Annotated in this window: 11 protein-coding genes; 4 read left to right on the forward strand and 7 right to left on the reverse strand. The window is 66.7% G+C overall.

What is annotated here, in order from left to right; translation table 11 throughout:
• Positions 1–15 precede the first annotated feature (15 nt).
• The 6 genes from CSW60_RS05990 to CSW60_RS06015 all read right to left on the reverse strand — a co-directional run bounded on the left by CSW60_RS05990 (position 16) and on the right by CSW60_RS06015 (position 12082).
• Positions 16–1122, reverse strand: a complete 1107-nt coding sequence (locus CSW60_RS05990) for a cupin-like domain-containing protein (protein WP_201723037.1) — start codon at positions 1120–1122, stop codon at positions 16–18.
• Positions 1047–1769 carry a SapC family protein gene (locus CSW60_RS05995; protein ID WP_099536367.1) on the reverse strand — a complete coding sequence of 241 codons (723 nt, stop codon included), beginning with the start codon at positions 1767–1769 and terminating at the stop codon, positions 1047–1049. Before CSW60_RS05995 ends, CSW60_RS05990 begins: the two co-directional genes overlap by 76 nt.
• Before the next feature lie 99 nt (positions 1770–1868).
• Positions 1869–4973: a TonB-dependent receptor gene (locus CSW60_RS06000; protein WP_099536368.1), complete on the reverse strand. Its 3105-nt coding sequence runs from the start codon at positions 4971–4973 to the stop codon at positions 1869–1871.
• Between the two features lie 389 nt (positions 4974–5362).
• A complete protein-coding gene (gene galA, locus CSW60_RS06005) occupies positions 5363–7858 on the reverse strand; it encodes a beta-galactosidase GalA (protein ID WP_099536369.1) in 2496 nt (831 codons plus the stop codon).
• A gap of 88 nt (positions 7859–7946) precedes the next feature.
• Positions 7947–10595 (reverse strand): TonB-dependent receptor, encoded by a 2649-nt coding sequence (locus CSW60_RS06010; protein ID WP_099536370.1) that lies wholly within the window; start codon positions 10593–10595, stop codon positions 7947–7949.
• 128 nt (positions 10596–10723) lie between these two features.
• Positions 10724–12082, reverse strand: coding sequence for an arabinogalactan endo-1,4-beta-galactosidase (locus CSW60_RS06015; protein WP_099536371.1), 1359 nt, complete (start codon positions 12080–12082; stop codon positions 10724–10726).
• Positions 12083–12410: 328 nt separating this feature from the next.
• Here CSW60_RS06015 and CSW60_RS06020 point away from each other — a divergent pair, with 328 nt between their 5' ends.
• Positions 12411–13343 carry an iron-containing redox enzyme family protein gene (locus CSW60_RS06020; protein ID WP_099536372.1) on the forward strand — a complete coding sequence of 311 codons (933 nt, stop codon included), beginning with the start codon at positions 12411–12413 and terminating at the stop codon, positions 13341–13343.
• A 9-nt stretch (positions 13344–13352) separates the two neighbouring features.
• On the forward strand, positions 13353–13565 hold the full coding sequence (locus CSW60_RS06025) for a hypothetical protein (RefSeq protein ID WP_099536373.1): 213 nt from the start codon (positions 13353–13355) through the stop codon (positions 13563–13565).
• Positions 13566–13611: 46 nt separating this feature from the next.
• Here CSW60_RS06025 and CSW60_RS06030 read toward each other — a convergent pair whose 3' ends face one another.
• Positions 13612–14346 (reverse strand): Crp/Fnr family transcriptional regulator, encoded by a 735-nt coding sequence (locus CSW60_RS06030; RefSeq protein WP_099536374.1) that lies wholly within the window; start codon positions 14344–14346, stop codon positions 13612–13614.
• A gap of 217 nt (positions 14347–14563) precedes the next feature.
• Here CSW60_RS06030 and CSW60_RS06035 point away from each other — a divergent pair, with 217 nt between their 5' ends.
• Positions 14564–15349, forward strand: a complete 786-nt coding sequence (locus CSW60_RS06035) for a Crp/Fnr family transcriptional regulator (RefSeq protein WP_099536375.1) — start codon at positions 14564–14566, stop codon at positions 15347–15349.
• Positions 15350–15438: 89 nt separating this feature from the next.
• Positions 15439–16764, forward strand: a complete 1326-nt coding sequence (locus tag CSW60_RS06040; protein WP_236634224.1) for an NAD(P)/FAD-dependent oxidoreductase — start codon at positions 15439–15441, stop codon at positions 16762–16764.
• The last annotated feature ends 1 nt before the right edge of the window (position 16765 follow it).

The raw sequence follows: 16765 nt of genomic DNA on the forward strand, positions 1-16765 counted from the left end.
GTCCCTCCCTTGATCTTATCGGTTCAGGCGGTCCAGCAGCTGCGCGCGCAGCCGCCTCGCCGTCATGGCGTCCATGGGTCCCAGCGGCCCGCGCGCGCCCTCGGGCAGATGCGCGCCGGCGCGGTCGGCGGGACCAAAGACGTAGTAGTCGAACAAGGCCCTCCAGGCCTGCTTCTCGAACGCGGGGCGATCGCGCAGGCTGAGCAGGCCGTGCAACAGCGTGTTCATCGGCGTGTCGGCGTGGGCCGGCGCGGCGTTCCACCAGTAGTTCATCAGGACGTTGAAGGGCTCCAGCGCCTCGACCTGGTGCCACCACAGCGCCGGATAGACCAGCACGTCGCCAGGCTCCATTTCGGCCACCTGGGCCGTCGCCAGGGCCTCGCGGAAGCCAGGGTGAGCGTCGAAGTCGGGGTTCTCGAAATCGACCATGCTGACCACCTGACCGCCGGGCGTCGGCTCAAGCGGACCGGGATAGAGATTGGCGACCTGGTCGGGGGGAAACAGGGTGAAGCGTCGGCGGCCCACGGCGCAGACGGCGATGTTGTTCGACATGTCCCAGTGAGCGGCCGCGACGGTGCGGTTGCCGATCCAGACGCCCGCCATCGGCGGCTGGTCGCCATAGACCTCGGGCCCGAGGCCCAGGTCGTTCTCGGCCTTGAGGCTGGGGAAGTAGCCGTCCAGATCCGCCGAGCCGACATAGACGGCCGGGGCGTCGTTCAGCCCTTCCACCGCCTCCAGACGCTCCAGGAACACCTCCAGCGGGGCCCGCTCGGCCTTGAAGTTCACCGCCGCGCAGGTCTCGTCATAGAAGAAGCGCCCCCGGATCTCCGGCCCCGCCGAATAGCCGACCACGCGGCCGCCCTGGTCATGGGCGCGGATATAGTCGCGGGCGGCTTGGCTGGATTCGAGGCCTTTGCGCACAAGCGGCCAATCGCGGACCAACCCCTTGAACAGCATCGGCGTCTGGCCGGCCAGGATGGCGTCGAACGGGATATCCGCCGGCGTGGCGACAGTGGCCTCCAACGTGCGCCGGGCCGTCAGGGCGGTCATGCCAGCCGAGCCCGACGCCGTGTCTTGCGCGCGATCAGGTCCTCGATGTTGCCCATCGAGGCCATGATCCAGTGGGCGGCGCGCAGCAGGCCCGACTGGTGCAGCTTCTCCAGGTTTTCGCCCGTCACCGCGGCCAGACGATCCGGCGCCACCGTGAAGACGTCGGGCAGGTCATAGCTGGTCCCGTCGTCCAGCTTGATCTCGACATCGATCGGCTCGATCAGGCCCAGTTCGTCATAGAAGGCGAACATCGGACCAGCGATCTCGAGCCCGTCGTGGATCTGGCTCAAGGTTCGGCTGACGCCTTGCAGATAGGGTGAATTGCCGCCGGCCGGCAGGAACACGGGCTCGCCGTCCTCGCGGCTGATGCGCGGGTGGTCGAGATCGACGTGGATCATAGGGCGAGGCTCGCCGCCCACGGCGTCGCGCTGCAAGGCGATCGAGAACGGGCCGCGTCGCTGCACCGCCGGCACATAGCGGGCGTTCCAGCCTGTCTCGTCGAGGAAGAGGTTCTCGTCGCGATCAAGACCCAGCAGAACAACGGCCTGGTAAGCGCCAGCGGCGTCCTTGCGGATCAGGATCGGATATTCGCGTTGGGCCGCCTCGAACTCGGTGGGCAGGATCAGGGTCTGATTGATCGCGTCGCCAAAGGCCGCGCCGTGGCCGGCGATCACCCGCAGGTCGGCGTGATCGACATTATTCAGAAGCACTCGGTTCATCGGGGCCGCACTCACGCTGTCAGACGCGTACTTCAAAGGAAGAAAGGGGCCGCCGCAAGCGCGGCGGCCCCTCCCTAGGCTTCCAGGAGACTTCCGGCCCTAGAAGCGGTAGCGAGCGCCGAGCAGGAAGCGGCGGTCCAGCTCTTGAGCGAACCACAGCTGGTTCGGATCGCGAGCATAGGTGCGGACGTGCTCCTTGGTCAGGTTGATGCCTTCCAGCGAAACCGCCAGCTTCGGCGTGACGTCGTAGCTGATGTTGAAGTCGATCTGCGTGAAGGGCGCGACATAGACCGGGTTCCGCGAACCACCACGGTTGGTGGCTTGCAGGAACTTGTCTCGCCAGTTGTAGGTCAGGCGCGCCGAGATGCCGTTCTTGTCGTAGATCAGCGTGGCGTTGGCCGTGTCCGACAGACCCAGCAGAGCGAACTGGTCTTGCGACGGGCTCGCGCCGTTGTCGAATTCGACATCGCCGCGCACCATCGTATAGGCGCCCGAGATACCGATGCCGGTGTCGCCGAAGAAGTGCTGAGCCGCGATTTCGAAGCCGTGGATCTTGCCGGTGCGGTTGTTGATCGGCTTGGAAACTTGGAAGTTCATCAGCGGATCAGTGCTGTTCGGCGAGATATCCACCGCCGCCAGGATCTGGTCGACGAAGGCTTGGTTCAGGTCGCCGCCAGCGATGCGGTTGGCCTGGAACTGGGCCTGAGCCGCCGCCGAAGAGCCGGTGGTCTGCAGCAGGGCGGTCATCGTGAACAGGTTGACGTCGGTCTGGTCGGCGCCGATGGCCGTCAGGAGCGCCTTGGCGGTGCCCGAACGGGTGCCGTCCGCGCCGGAGCTGACGTCACGCAGACCAAACAGGTTCTGGGTGAAGGTGCCCGTGCCGACGAAGTTGTTCACGCGCTTCTCGAAGAAGCCGGCCGTGATGAAGCTGCTGGGCTTGTAGTACCATTCCAGCGAGACGTCGAAGTTGTCCGAGATCAGCGGCTCCAGGTCCGGGTTGCCGCTCGTGCCCAGCGGGATGGCCCCGTTGGAGACCGGACGGTTCGGCGTGCCGACCGTCTGGGCGGCGAACAGGTTGCCGTAGTCCGGACGGGCGATGGTGCGGCTGAACGAGAAGCGGCCGATCAGGTTGTCACGAAGATCAACGCTGAAATCCAGGGCCGGCAGCAGGTTGTTGTACTTGCCCTTGCCCGACAGCGGCGAATAGGTGCTGGCGGTGTCGAGGCGGAAGTCGTTGTCGGCGGTCCAGACGATGGCGCTGGGAGTCCGGATGAGCGAGGTCGACGTCACGTCGGTGCGCTCGTAGCGGACGCCGGTGACCAGGGTCGCCGGACGGCCAGCCAGTTCGGACTTCCAGGTGACCTGGGCGTAGCCGGCCAGGATGTCTTCGTCGACCTGGTTGCGGGCTTGTCCCGTGATGCCGACCGCGTTGCCCTTGGCGACATACGGGGCCGACATGGCGTTGTAGAGGTCGATCGCGTTGGCCCGGAACGAGACGAGGCCCGCGCCGCTCTGCTGCAGATCAAAGTCGTTGAACTGGCAGGCCATGCAGAAGGCCTTGACCAGGCTGCCGGCGTACTGCTGGACGTCGCGGGGGTTCGAGATGCCCCAGCTGCCCAGGTCCTGCTGCGTCGAGCTGGACGATTGGACCATCTTCGAGGTGCGGTAGTTGAAACCGGCGTCGAAGCGGCTGCCGTTGTCGTCGAGATCCCAGGTCAGGTCGCCCCGGATTTCCTTGACTTCGTGCTGCTGGCGGTTGGTCCAGGTGCGGGCCACCTGGCTGCCCAGGTCGCCGACATCCATCACGCCGTTGCCGTTGCCGCGCGGGGCCGCGTCGTTGATCGTGATCTTCTGGATCGGAACCGTACCGCTGTAGTCGACCGAGTGCGAGGCGACGATCGGCGCGCCGATCGACACGGTGGTCGAGCTGGTGCCGTTCGACGAGTCAGGACCCGAGTCTGCCTTCGAGATGTGGCCGTCCAGGCGGACGCGGACGCGGTCCGAGAGATCCCAGTCCGCGTTCAGGCCGAACGACTTCAGGGTGTCCTTGTTGCTGCGATACTGCTGCTCGAAGCCCATATCCTTGGTGCCGCTGAGCGTTTCCGACAGCAGGACGGCGGTGGCCACGACGGGGTTGTTGTCGAAGGTGACCTTGTCGAACGGACGGTTGAACCAGTTGGTGCTGTCGTTGCGGCGTTCGAACGACTTATTCTCCGCATACAGCGCGTCGGCGGTGATCGTCAGGCTGTCGGTTGGACGGTATTGCGCCGTCAGCTGGCCGTTGATCCGCTCACGCTCGCCTTGCGAGAAGTGGTAGCGGCTGTCGTTGGGGATCGCGACCAGGGTCGAGCCGCTGGACGGCGCGTTGGTGATCTGGGTCGCGCCGCCGTTGCGGACGAAGCCGTTGGCCGGATTGATGAAATCCGAATAGGTGCGGATGTTCCAGTCGTTCGACGTGACGCTGCGGCTGGTGAAGTCGCGCTTCTGGTAGGCGCCGAACAGGGCGACGCCGAACTTCTTGTCGTCGTCGGTCCAGTTCAGCAGGCCCGAGACTTCCGGCGTGATCTTGTGGCCGAAGTCGTCGACCTTCTTGTCCATGCCCTGGTCGTAGACGCCCTTGACGCCGACGCTGCCGCTCAGGCCGCTCTCGCGAGCGTCCAGCGGGTGGCGGGTCTTGACGTTGATCGTGGCGCCGATACCGCCCGACGGAATGGCCGCGCGGCCGGTCTTGTAGACCTCCAGCGTGGTCACGCCTTCCGAGGCGAGGTTCGAGAAGTCGAACGAACGGCTGGTGCCGCCGGCGGTGTCCGACGACTGGTCGCCGCCGACCGTGGCGACGTTGGCCGTCGGCATGGTGCGGCCGTTGAGGGTCACCAGGTTGAAGCCGCCGCCGAAGCCGCGGACCGTGACCTGAGAGCCTTCGCCGTTGGTGCGGTCGATGGACACGCCGGTGATCCGCTGCAGCGATTCAGCCAGGTTGGTGTCCGGGAACTTGCCGATGTCTTCGGCCGAGATGGCGTCAACGACGCCGCTGTTGGTGCGCTTGATCTCGATCGAACGCTCGAGCGAGGCGCGAATGCCCGTGATGATGATTTCATCGACGGTGGTGTTTGGAGTCTGCTGAGCCAGCGCCGGGCTGGCGAACATGGCCGCCGTGATGGCGACGCAAGAGGCAGACGCGTTCAAGCGACGAAGCCGCTTCATAGCCGTTCCCCCTAATAATGCCCTCTATGGGGCGATGTTATTGTTACGATCCGGAAGCATTTCCCGGCCGCTCTTCCCGTTCCGGGCGCCTGATGGACAACCAGGGCACGAGAGACGAGTTAGCGGTAACATCGGTCCACCACTGCCGCAATGCCAAAATGACAGCGCTAGCAATCTTTTTTCAAGCAGTTTTTCGGGCCATTTCTATTACAAATGGACCGCTTCCGAGCCCCTCTTCGGCGGCGCCACACAAGGCCATGCCCCGACCTTCGCTAGAAGGTTGACTATTTCAACGTGGTAACCGGTTTCCGTGCGTAGAAACACATCGAGACGAACGCCATCTCTGACGTTCGTCTCGCAGCGGCTCACGAAATTACCGCATTGCGGCGTCAGGCGACCGTGACGTCCAGGGCGGCGCTTTTGAGCCCGGCGGCGCTGACGACCACCCTGCACCGCCCCGCCTGATTCTGTTGGGTACGGACGATCCCCTGGGCCAGCCCATTGAACGCCTTGCGCTGGAGCGCGACGTCCGGCTCGTGACTGGTGGGGTTGCCGTTGCCGACGCCGATCAGGTCGATCGGACCGGAAAGCTCGAAACGCACCAGGTCCTCGGCGCGCGGAACGGGACGGCCCTTGGCGTCCAGCACCTCGACCTTCAGCACCGCCACGTCCTGGCCGTCGGCGGCGAGGCGGACGCGGTCGGCGGTCAGGCGCAGGGCGGCGGCCGGACCGGCGGTCTCGCGACGCGCGCGCAGGATGACCTTGCCGTTCTTGTAGCCGTGCGCCTCGATCACGCCCGGCGCGTAGGGTACGGACCATTCGACGTGGCGGTTGGCCTTCACCTCGCGCATGCCCTGGCTCTTGCCGTTGAGGAACAGCTCGACCTTGTCGCAGTTGCTGTGCGCCCAGACCGCGATCGGCTGGCCCTCGCGGCCTTCCCAGTTCCAGTGCGGCAAGAGGTGCAGCAGCGGCTCGGGCCGCCACCAGGCGCGGTAGTAATAGTAGTTGTCCTTCGGGAAGCCGCAGGTGTCGAAAGCCCCGAAGTGCGAGCTGATGCTGGGCCAGCGGTTAAACGGCGTCGGCTCGCCGCGATAGTCGAAGCCGGTCCAGATGAAGCCGCCGGCCATCCAGGGGCGGTCGACCGCGTGGCTCCACCATTTCTCGGCCGTCGTCGCCCACCAGGGGTGGTCGGTGTCATAGGCCGGCACATAGCTCTTGGCCTCGTCGCGGACGTACTCGCCGCGCGTCGTCACCACGCTGGCGCTCTCGGTGCCGATGATCGGCACGTTCGGGAAGCGGGCGTGGAAGTCGTCCATCTTCTCGTGGCGATAGTTGAAGCCCTGGACGTCGATGACCGCGCTGATCCCCTCGCCAAAGCCGTTGTCCATCGCTGCGGTGACCAAGCGGGTCGGATCGAGCCGGTTGACCAGGCGCTTCATGGTCTTGGCGACCTTGACGCCGCGCGCGGTGGCCTGCTGCGGCTCCTCGTTGCCGATCGACCACAGGATCACCGAGGGGTGATTGCGGTCGCGGCGGACCAGGCGCTCCAGTTCGTCCAGCGAGGTCGGATCGCTGGACATCCGGCGGGTCTCGTCGATGACCAGGATCCCCAGGCGGTCGCAGGCGTCCAGCAATTCCGGCGTCGGCGGATTGTGCGCGGCGCGATAGGCGTTGGAGCCCATCGACTTCAGCTGCTCCAGCCGCCAGACCTGCAGGGCGTCGGGGATCGCCGCGCCGACGCCGGCGTGGTCCTGGTGATTGCAGCTGCCCTTCAGCTTCACCGGCTTGTCGTTCAGGAAGAAGCCGTTGGCCGGATCGAAACGGATCGAGCGCACGCCGAAGCGCGTGACGAAGCGGTCGACAACCGCGCCGCCGACCTTGGTCTCGGTGACCAAGGTGTAGAGATGCGGGTTCTCCAGGGACCACAGCACCGGATTGGCCAGGGTCACGGTCTGGGACAGGCTCTGGCGCTCCCAGGCCGGCAGGCGGCCGGCGGCGGGCGCGACGGCCAGGACGGGCTTGCCGGTCGCGTCCAGCACGGCATGCGAGACTTCGAAGGCCTGGGCCGCGTCGGACTCGTTGACGAGGTCGGTGTCGATCTGGACCGTGCCGTCGACCTTGGCGCGGACGAAGACGCCCCACTGTGGCACGTGCACCGGCGCGGTCTTGACCAGCCAGACGTGGCGATAGAGCCCCGCCCCTTCGTAGAACCAGCCCTCGCCCAGGCTGGCGTCGACGCGCACGGTGATCAGGTTGTCGCCGCCGATGTTGGCGATGTCGGTGATGTCGACGCGGAATGGCGAATAGCCGCTCTCCTCGCGCTCGAGGATGTAGCCGTTGACCATCACGATGGTGTCGCGGAACGCGCCGTCGAACTCGATCGACAGGCGCTTGCCGGCGTCGCTGGCCGGCAGAGCGAAGGTCTTGCGATACCAGCCGACGCTGTTCTCGGGGAAGCGACGCCCCAGCGCCTTGTAGCCGTGCGCGGCCAGCACATCCTCGTCGTCAGGCTTGCCCGAGGGCTTATATTCGGGGTTTTCGACGAACGGCAGCTCGACCGCCCAGTCGTGCGGCAGGGTCACCGGCTTCCAGGCGCTGTCGTCGAAGGTCTTCTGCGCGGCGGCGGCGACCCACCAGTTGGGCGCATCAGCGCCGGCCTTGGCGTAGGTGCGTTGATTGCCGCCAAAATCGAAGTCCTTGGAAGGATCGGAGGCGTGGCCCAGAGCGAAGCGCCAGCCGAAGTCTAGCGAGGAGCGCTCGCGCGGCGCCATGTCAATGGTCGCGGTCGGCGCTGCGACAGCCGCCACGGCGGCGCGCGAAGCGTTGGCCAGGAGGGCGGCGCCCCCAGCGGCGGCCAGAGCCTGGCGTCGGTTGATCTGGGCCATGGGACGAGCCTCTCGATAAATCAAAAAAATGGGGAGGAGGCGTGCGGCCTCCTCCCCAGCGCAGGGAACGTCAGGGAGGATTGACGCTCTAGAACTTGAAGGTGACGTCCATCAGGTAGCGACGACCATAGGAGTCGTAGCGACCGATGCGGTTCGGGTCGTTGTCGCGGTACATGCGCAGCGTCTCGTTGGTCAGGTTGTTGACCTGCAGGCGGACGCTGATGCTCTCGCTGATCTTGTAGGACGAGCTGAAGTCGAGGGTCTTCTCGCTCTCCAGCGTCTGCAGATCCGAACCGTTCCAGCCGTAGATGACCGTCATCGGCGAGTGGTACTTCCAGCCCAGGCGCGCTTCGACCGGACCGTTGGCGTACCACAGGTCGACCGTGGCGGTGTTCTTGGCCAGACCCGTCATCCGCAGCGGATTGTTGGCCGGCGAGAACTCCTTCAGGTTCGATTCCACATAGGCGTAGTTCGAGTAGATCCCGAACTTGTCGAACGGACCCGGCAGGAAGAAGAACGGCGTCTGGAAGGTCAGCTCCACGCCCTGGATGTGGCCGCTGCCGCCATTGGCGGGGCTGGCGACCGTGTAGGTCTGGCCGCCGAACACGACCGGCGTCTGCTTCCAGCCGATGTAGGAGTCGACGTCCTTGTAATAGTAAGACACCGCCACCAGGGCTTCCGGACGGAAGTAGTATTCGGCCGAGGCGTCGAACTGGGTGGCCTCGAACGGCTTCAGGTTCGGGTTGCCGGCGCTGCCGGTCCACGGCGACCAGTTCGACAGGCTGCGGCTGGCGCGCAGTTCGTCGAGCGGCGGACGGGCGATGACCTTGGCCAGGCCCAGGCGCACGATCTTGCCGCCGCCGAAGTCCAGCTTGGCGTTCGCCGAGGGCAGGAAGTCGGTGTAGTCGTTGCCGACCGTGGCGGCCACGAAGGCGCTGGCGGTGTTCTGTTGCAGGCCCTCGCTGTCGGTCTCGGTGTGGACGACGCGCGCGCCGATGTTGCCGGTGACCCAAGCGCCGGCCGGGCCGTCGGCGGCGAAGTTCAGCTTGCCGTAGCCTTCGTAGACCTTCTCCTGGACGGTCCAGCGCTCGGCCAGCTCCTCGGTCGCCTTGGAGACGTCGAAGGCGTTCGCCCCGTAGGCAATGGCGGCGATCTTGTCGATGTCACCCGTCAGCAGGGCCGGCACGTTGGCGCCATCGCTCAGGGTGTAGGCCGTCAGCAGGCTGGTCGGGATGGTCGCGCCCGTCGCGGTCGGCGCGAAGCTGAAGCTGCTGTGGCTCTTGACGCGATCCGAGGCGCGAACGCCAAACTGGACGCTCTTGAGCGCGCCGCCGCCGAAGTCGCGGGTGAAGTCCAGCGCCGCGGCCTTCAACTCGTCGTTCAGGTGCTCGGGACCGTCGTACGAACCGGCCAGATCGGCCGTTTGGCTGAGCTTGATGCTCTCTTCGCTGGTGCTGATGGTCGGGGTCTTGCCCGCGCGCCAGTCGAAGGTCGTCCAGGCCGGCCAGGCCTCGAAGCGAACGGCCTTCCACGCGTTGGTGCGCTTGGCCTTGGAGTAGGACACATCGCCCGCGACGGTCCATTGGTCGCCCGTCCACTTGCCGTTCAGGCCGCCGGCGAACAGGTCCTTGTCTTCGCTGTACTTAGCCAGCACGGTCTGGACCGAGCTGAACGGCAGGCGACCGGCGACGACGGTGTTGTTGATCAGCGTGTAGGACGCGCCGGTGGCGTTGTAGACCCCGTCATTCCAACCGATGTTGTTCGTGCCGGTGTTCCAGTTGCCCCAGTTGTTGGCGCCCCAGACGGTCTGGTCCTGAACCTCGGTGATCTTGATCTTCGAATAGAGGGCGTCGGCCTTCAGTTCGAAGTTGTCGGTCGGCTTGTACTGCAGGCCGCCCGAAATCCCGGTGCGCTTCTGGTCGATGCGGCTGGCCGACATCTGAGCGCCCCACGGGGTGGCGTCCAGCTTGCCGTCGCGGTTCAGGTCGCTCGAATAGTCGCTGGCGCCGGCCGGCGGGCGGGCGTTGCTGTCGTTGTAGCCCCAGCCCGTGAAAGAGCCGTAGCCGTTCTTTTGGCGCTGGGCGGTGGCGCCCAGGACGATGGCGAGGTCGTCGTTGATCTTGCGGACCCACGAGCCCGAGCCGCGATAGCCGGTGGTGCCGTAGTTCGGGATGTCCTTGCCGCCGTCGTAGAACACGGGGCCGGCGCGCACCACGAACTCGGGACCGCGATAGTCCAGCGGGGCGATCGTGTTGATGTTGATCGTCGCGGCGACGCCGCCGGCGATCAGGTCGGCCGATTGCGACTTGTAGACCTCGACGCCGGAGACGACTTCCGACGGATAGATCTCCCAGCGAACGTTGCGGTCCGGCTCGGACGAGGCGACTTCGCGGTTGTTGATCGTGCCCAGCACCAGACGGGCGCCCAGGCCGCGGACGACGGCCTGGCTGTCGTTGCCGCGGTCGCGGGTGGCGTTGACGCCCGGCAGGCGGGCGATGGACTCCGCGATGGTCACGTCGGGCAGGACGCCGATGTCCTTGGCCGAGATGGCTTCAACGACCTTGTCGGAGCCCTGCTTCACGGCCAGGGCGTCGCGCAGGCTCTTGCGGACGCCGGTGACGACGACCTCCTCGACCTGCGCGGACTCGGCGGCCGGAGCGGTTTGGGCGTGCGCGCCGGCGGCCACGAGCATGGCGAAGCCGCTGGCGGCGGCGAAGAGCATGGAATGACGGGTCATGGTTTCCCCCTTAGGAGCGGCGCCACGCTTCAGCCGGCGGGGCTACCCTACGATCTAGAACAAGCTGGGCGCTAATTATCATATCAATCAGACATGACAAGCTGCTTACCCGTTAGTCGCCCGGGCCTTTAATCGAGCGGGATGACCGAGGCCCCCTTGCCAACCGCCGCGCTTTTGGCGGGCGCGTCCGCCACGGCCGAGGGCTCCGTCGCCGTGGCGGCCGTCACCGAAGCCCCCGGCATCAGCCGCGTGCGGTAGGTCCAAGCGCCCCCCTCCAGCGTCATGGGGCGAGGCCCGACGCCGCCCAGGAAGTCGCCGTCGACGAAGCGGGCCGCCTCTCCATGGGCTGTCACTCGGAACGTGACGTCCACCGGCATGACATACGGGGTCTTCAGCCAGTCGACGCCTTCAAGCGCCTGGCCCTTGAAGTCGAACAGGGCCGCGTTCTCCCAGTTCGAGCCGACGCCCCAACGGGTCTTGCACTTGGTCGAGAGCCACGCAGGCTCCCAGTAGACGACCCCCACCCCGCCGTTGGCAAAAACCAGTTGGGTCAGGTCGGTCAGGTACTTCTTCTGGCCGGCCGGGGTCGCGGGATAGCCGGGGATCAGCGAATCCTCGCCCAGCAGGTTCGGCGAGGCGTCCGCCCCCTCGTTGGTGAATGGATAGGCCGTCTCCACCACCACGACGTCGGCCGAGTAGAGGTGGCGCAGGCGGTTGATGGTCTGGCCCAGCTCCGGCATCGAGCGCTTGGACCACTTGCTGTAGTAACTGATCCCGATCAGGTCGAAGTCGGTCACCCCCGCCTTGGCCGCCGCCGCGAACCAGGGCTCGACGTTCTCGGGCTGGGCGATGTGCAGCATGATCCGGGGCTTGATCGCCGAGGCCGCGCTAGCGTCGCGCACCGCCTTGATCCCGGCGTTGAACAGCAGAGCGTTGCGCTCCCATCTTATCGGTTCTTTCGCCTTTTCGAGGCTGGAGACGATCTCGCCGTTGGTCTCGTTGCCGACCTGGACCATGTCGGGCGTCAGGCCCTCGCGATCCAGCTCCGCCAGGGTGTCGCGGGTGAAGGCGTACAGCGCCTTGGCCTGGTCCGGAGTCGAAAGCTTGGCCCAGGCCTTGGGCGCGATCTGCTTGTCGCCGTCGGCCCAGTCGTCCGAATAGTGGAAGTCGAGCAGCACCTGCATCCCGGCCTTCTTGGCCTTGGCGATGCTGCGCTTGACGTCCTTCAGGTTCGAATAGGCCGTCCAGTCCGGATTGTTCCAGATCCGGATGCGGGCGAGGTTAGCGCCCGAGGCCTTGAAGAAGGCGTAAGGCTCGACCGTCTTGCCGCCCGCGCGATAGACCGCGCCGCAGTCCTCCATCTCGTTGGCGTACGAGATGTCGACGCCCAGATAGGTCTTCGGCGCCGCCCAGGCCGAGCCGAGCGGACTGATCAGCGACAGGGCGAGCAAGGACGACAGAGCGACGCGACGGGGCGGGACAGACATGTTTCCTCCGGGCGGCCCTTGGGCGGCCGCTGAAGTCTCAATATTATTTATCGTATAATTCAAGCGCAAGACGCGCGGGCGATCTTTCCCATTTCGCGCGAAGCCGCGCCCGCCCATCAAATGAAGAAGGCTTCGATCGCGCGCGCCAGATATTTCAAGGGTCGTCGGGCGAGCAAGCGCCCCATCGCCGCCCTTGGTGGAACAGAGCACGCGCGCCTCCCGTTTGTGGTGCTCGCCGCCATTCCGGCGGCCCGTCTCATTTTCGAGGAGCGGCGATGGGATCCCGTCGAGGCCCGCCCGTTCCTCCCCCGCGCACGGAGCAGCACGAATGTTTGGTGGCGATCGCCTTTCGCGTCTTGGTCAGTTCAGCCCCCGGTTCCCCGACGCGGAGGCCCTGCACAAGGGCTTGGCGTACTGGAACCATGATCGCCTGGCGCCGACCGCGCCCGCGGACGACTGGCGCGAGGACCTGGATCGCGAGCGCCTGATGAAACGCCTGGAGGGCGAGTTCATCGAGGCCTTCCGCGCCCACGTCTCGTCGCTTGTCGCCGAGGTTCCGCAGGACCCGGAAGGCTTCGTGGCCTGGTTCGAGGCGCTGAAGGACCACGGCCCCGGTCAGTGGGACCCGCTGTTCGACTGGCTGGAAGGCGAAGCCGCCCTGGAAGACCTCAAGTGGTTCCTGACCCAGGAAGCCGCCGGCGAGGCGGGTTTCGACGATCTCGTCGCCATGACCCAGGTGAAGATCCCCGACCGCGCCAAGCTGGAGCTGGCCCGCAACTACTGGGACGAAATGGGACGCGGCAATGCGCGCGGCATGCACGGCCCGATGCTGGAGCGGACCACCGCCACGCTCGGCCTGACGCCAACCATCGACACCACGCTCTGGCAGTCGCTGTGCCTGGCCAACACCATGACGGCCTTCGCCACGACGCGCCGCTATGTCTGGCACTCGATCGGCGCGCTGGGCGTCGTCGAGCTGACCGCGCCGACCCGTGTCGCCTGCGTGGACGCCGGTCTGAAACGGGTTGGCGTCTCGCCGGAGGCCCGCAAGTACTTCGCCTTGCACGCCCAGATCGACATCGAGCACTCAAAGGGCTGGAACGCCGAGGCGTTGATCCCTCTGGTCGCCGAGGATCCGACCCGCGCCCGCTTCATCGCCGAGGGCGCGATGATGCGCCTGATCTGCGGCGAGCAGTGCTTCGAGACCTATCGTGCACACTTGTGGGCCCATGCCCACCCGCTCGTCTACGCGGCCGAGTGAGGGTGCGTGATGCCTGACGACAAGCTGCTCCGCTTCACCATCGTCCCGACAGCGACCGGGACCTGGCTTTGGCGCACGATCGAGCGCGACGGCGCCGTTCGGGCGCAAGGGATCGCTCCCAGCAAGAAGCTGGCGGCGGCCCTGGTCATCCGGGACATCGTCGCGGCGAGACTGGACCGCCCGGAACACATCGCCGCCCCGCTCCCGGCGAAGGCGGCGTGACGCCGGTCATGGAGGCCGCCGTCCGCAATGACCCCGTGGCGACCTCTCAGACCGTATCGCGTTGCAGGCGCAGGTAGGTCGGGTCGAACAGGGCGAAGGCGGCCAGGCGGTCCCAGTCGGGAATGGTGACCTGGCCGCCCTTCCACGCGATCAGCCCCTCCCGGCGCAGCTCCATCAGCACCCGGTTTACGTGGATCGGCGTGAGGCCCAGCACGTCGCCGAGATCGGTCTGGGTCATCGGGATTTTCAGCTGTCCGTCGCTGGCTAGGCCCGCCGCCTCCAGACGCCTGTAGAGCTCACAGACCAGATGCGCGAGCCGGCTGGCGGCGTCCTGCTGTCCCATGGTCACCAGCCACTGCCGATGGATCGCGCCGTCGATCACCGTCTCCAGCCAAAGCAGGCGGCCCAGGTGCGGATGCTGCTCGGTCAGCCGGCGGAGGTCGGCGTGCTGGGCATAGGCGACGACGCAATCGTCCAGGGCCACCACGCCATGGTCCATCTGCCGCATCAGCATGCTGTGCAGGTCGACGAAGTCGCCGGCGACGTTGATCTCGGTCAGTTGCCGACCGCCCGCCGTCGTCAGGTTGAAGCGGGCGCAGAAGCCGCTGACCAGGAAGGTGCTGTAGCTGGGCCGGTCGCCCGGCGCGATCAGCACCCCGCCCGCCTTGACCGCGCGCTCGGGGCCCAGAAGGCCGCTGAGCGCCTCCCGCTCGACGACGGACAGCGCGTCGCGGCGCGCCAGCTTGGTCACCAAGGGCGCGATGTTTTGCGGCGAGGACATTCGGGCGAGACCACTCCCTTGCGTTCGAAACCGGGCCGGCGACCCGATCAAAAGATGGTCGCCGCTAACCTAGGTTAGGGTGGGACTTCGCGGGCGCGCCTAAGGGGGAGCGCTCTCGCGGAGATTTCGTAGTGCCAAGTTCCACCGCTCCCCGCCTCAACGAACGAGGACGCCATTTCGTTGTCGCCCGCCTGCTCTCGCATGTCGGGGTCTCGACATGAACCGGCTGCTGGTCGCTAGCCTCGACCGGTTCGGTCCGCTGCGCGAAAGCGTGCGGGATGATCTTATGACGTGCTCACAAGAGGCGACGCGTTTCGAGCCAGGTCAGGTCATCGTCGCGGCCGGCGCGCACGCCCGTCTCCGGCTGTTGGCGCGCGGCCTGGCGGTGAAGCAGCAGGTGTCGCCAGAGTCCGGCCGCCAGATCTTCGGCGTCGCCATCCCCGGCGATGTGATCGATCTGGGCGGTCTCTATGCCGGCCTCGACTATGAGGTCCGCGCGCTTGGCGCCTGCGAGGTGCGCATGACCACCGCGCGCGAACTGCGCACGATGTTACGCGCCCATCCAAGCCTTCTGGCGGCGCTGTGCCGCGCGGTGCTGACCGAGGCCCAGCAGCAGCGCAATTGGATGGTCGGCCTGGGCCGTCGCACCGCGCTGGCGCGCGCGGCGAACCTACTCTGCGAGGTCTATTGGCGGCAGACGGCCCTTCGCCTGGCCGGCGACGGCAAGTGCGACTTCCCCGCCGTCCAGGCCGACATCGCCGACGCCCTGGGACTCTCGGTCGTGCATGTTCATCGCGTGCTTCGCACCTTGCGCGACGACGGCTTGGCGACCTTGCGCAACGGGGTGCTGAGGATCAGCGACTGGGAGGCGCTCTCGCGTCTCGGCGGCTTCGACCCCGAGCGGCTGCGCCCCCAGCAGGAGCCCTTCGACAGCGCTTTGGACGTCGTCCCGAAAAACTTCACTGACGACACTCGTCCGCTGGACGGCCACGACCGTAGCTAGGAGCAAGCGCGCGCTATGCGTCGAACTCCAGGAGACCGTCGATGAGGCCCATGCACGGAGAGTTTCCGGCGAATCCTGAAGGCGTCCCGATGCGGATCGCCGTCATCGGCGCCGGGATCTCGGGCCTCTCCAACGCCTGGCTGCTCAGCCAACGCCACGACGTCACCCTGTTCGAGTCCGCCGACCGGCTGGGCGGCCACGCCCACACGGTCGAGGTCCCGACGGCGAAGGGCTCGGTCCCGGTGGACATGGGCTTCATCGTCTACAACGAGTTCAACTATCCCAACCTGACGGCGCTGTTCCGGCATCTGGGCACGCCGACAAAGCACGCCGACATGTCGCTGGCCATCTCGCTGGACGATGGTGACCTCGAGTACGGCAGCAAGAGCCTGGCCTCGCTGTTCGCCCAGCCCAGCGCCCTGCTGCGCCCGCGCTTCTGGTCTATGCTGCGCGACCTGAACCGCTTCTATCGCACCGCGCCCGGCCACCTGGCGACGCTGGACCCGGTGGTGTCGCTCAGCCAGTACCTGCGCGACAACGGCTATGGCGCGGCGCTGAGCCAGGACCACCTGCTGCCGATGGCGGCGGCGATCTGGTCGGCGACGATCGAAGGCGCCGGCGAGCATCCGGCCGCGGCCTTCATCCGCTTCTTCGAGAACCATGACCTGCTGCGCTTTGTCGGCCGGCGCACCTGGCGGACGGTGGACGGCGGCAGCCGCGCCTATGTCGACGCCCTGGCCGCGGCCTTCAAAGGCCAGGTTCGACTGTCGGCCCGGATCAAGGCCGTGACGCGGTCCGACACTGGCGTGAAGATCGTCGAGGCGGACGGTCGCGAGAGCGCCTTCGACCACGTGGTGTTCGCCACCCACGCGCCGACCACCCTGTCACTGTTGGCCGACGCCGACGCGCGCGAACAGACGGTGCTCGGCGCCTTCCGCTACACGACCAACGAAGTGGTGTTGCACCAGGACAAGCGCCTGATGCCGCGTCGGCGCCTGGCGTGGGCCAGCTGGAACCACCTGGGCCGTCGCGACGATCCGGCCAGCGGCTGCGTCAGCTACTGGATGAACCACCTGCAGAGCCTGAAGGGCGCGCCGCCGCTGTTCGTGACGCTGAACCCGCACATCACGCCGCGCGAGGAGCTGGTTCATCAAGTCCGCAGCTTCGAGCACCCGCACTTCGACGCCGGCGCCCTGACGGCGCAGAACGATCTCTGGAGCCTGCAGGGCGCGCGCCGGACCTGGTTCTGCGGCGCCTATTTCGGCGCGGGCTTCCACGAGGACGGCCTGCAGGCCGGCCTCGCCGTGGCCGAGCAGCTGGGCGGCGTCCGCCGGCCCTGGACCGTGGCCGACGAGAACGGCCGCATCCCGCTGCATCCCCTGCGCGGAACCATGCCGCTCGAACGGGCGGCCTGAC

The organism is Caulobacter sp. X (assembly GCF_002742635.1).
Taxonomy (GTDB): Bacteria; Pseudomonadota; Alphaproteobacteria; order Caulobacterales; family Caulobacteraceae; genus Caulobacter.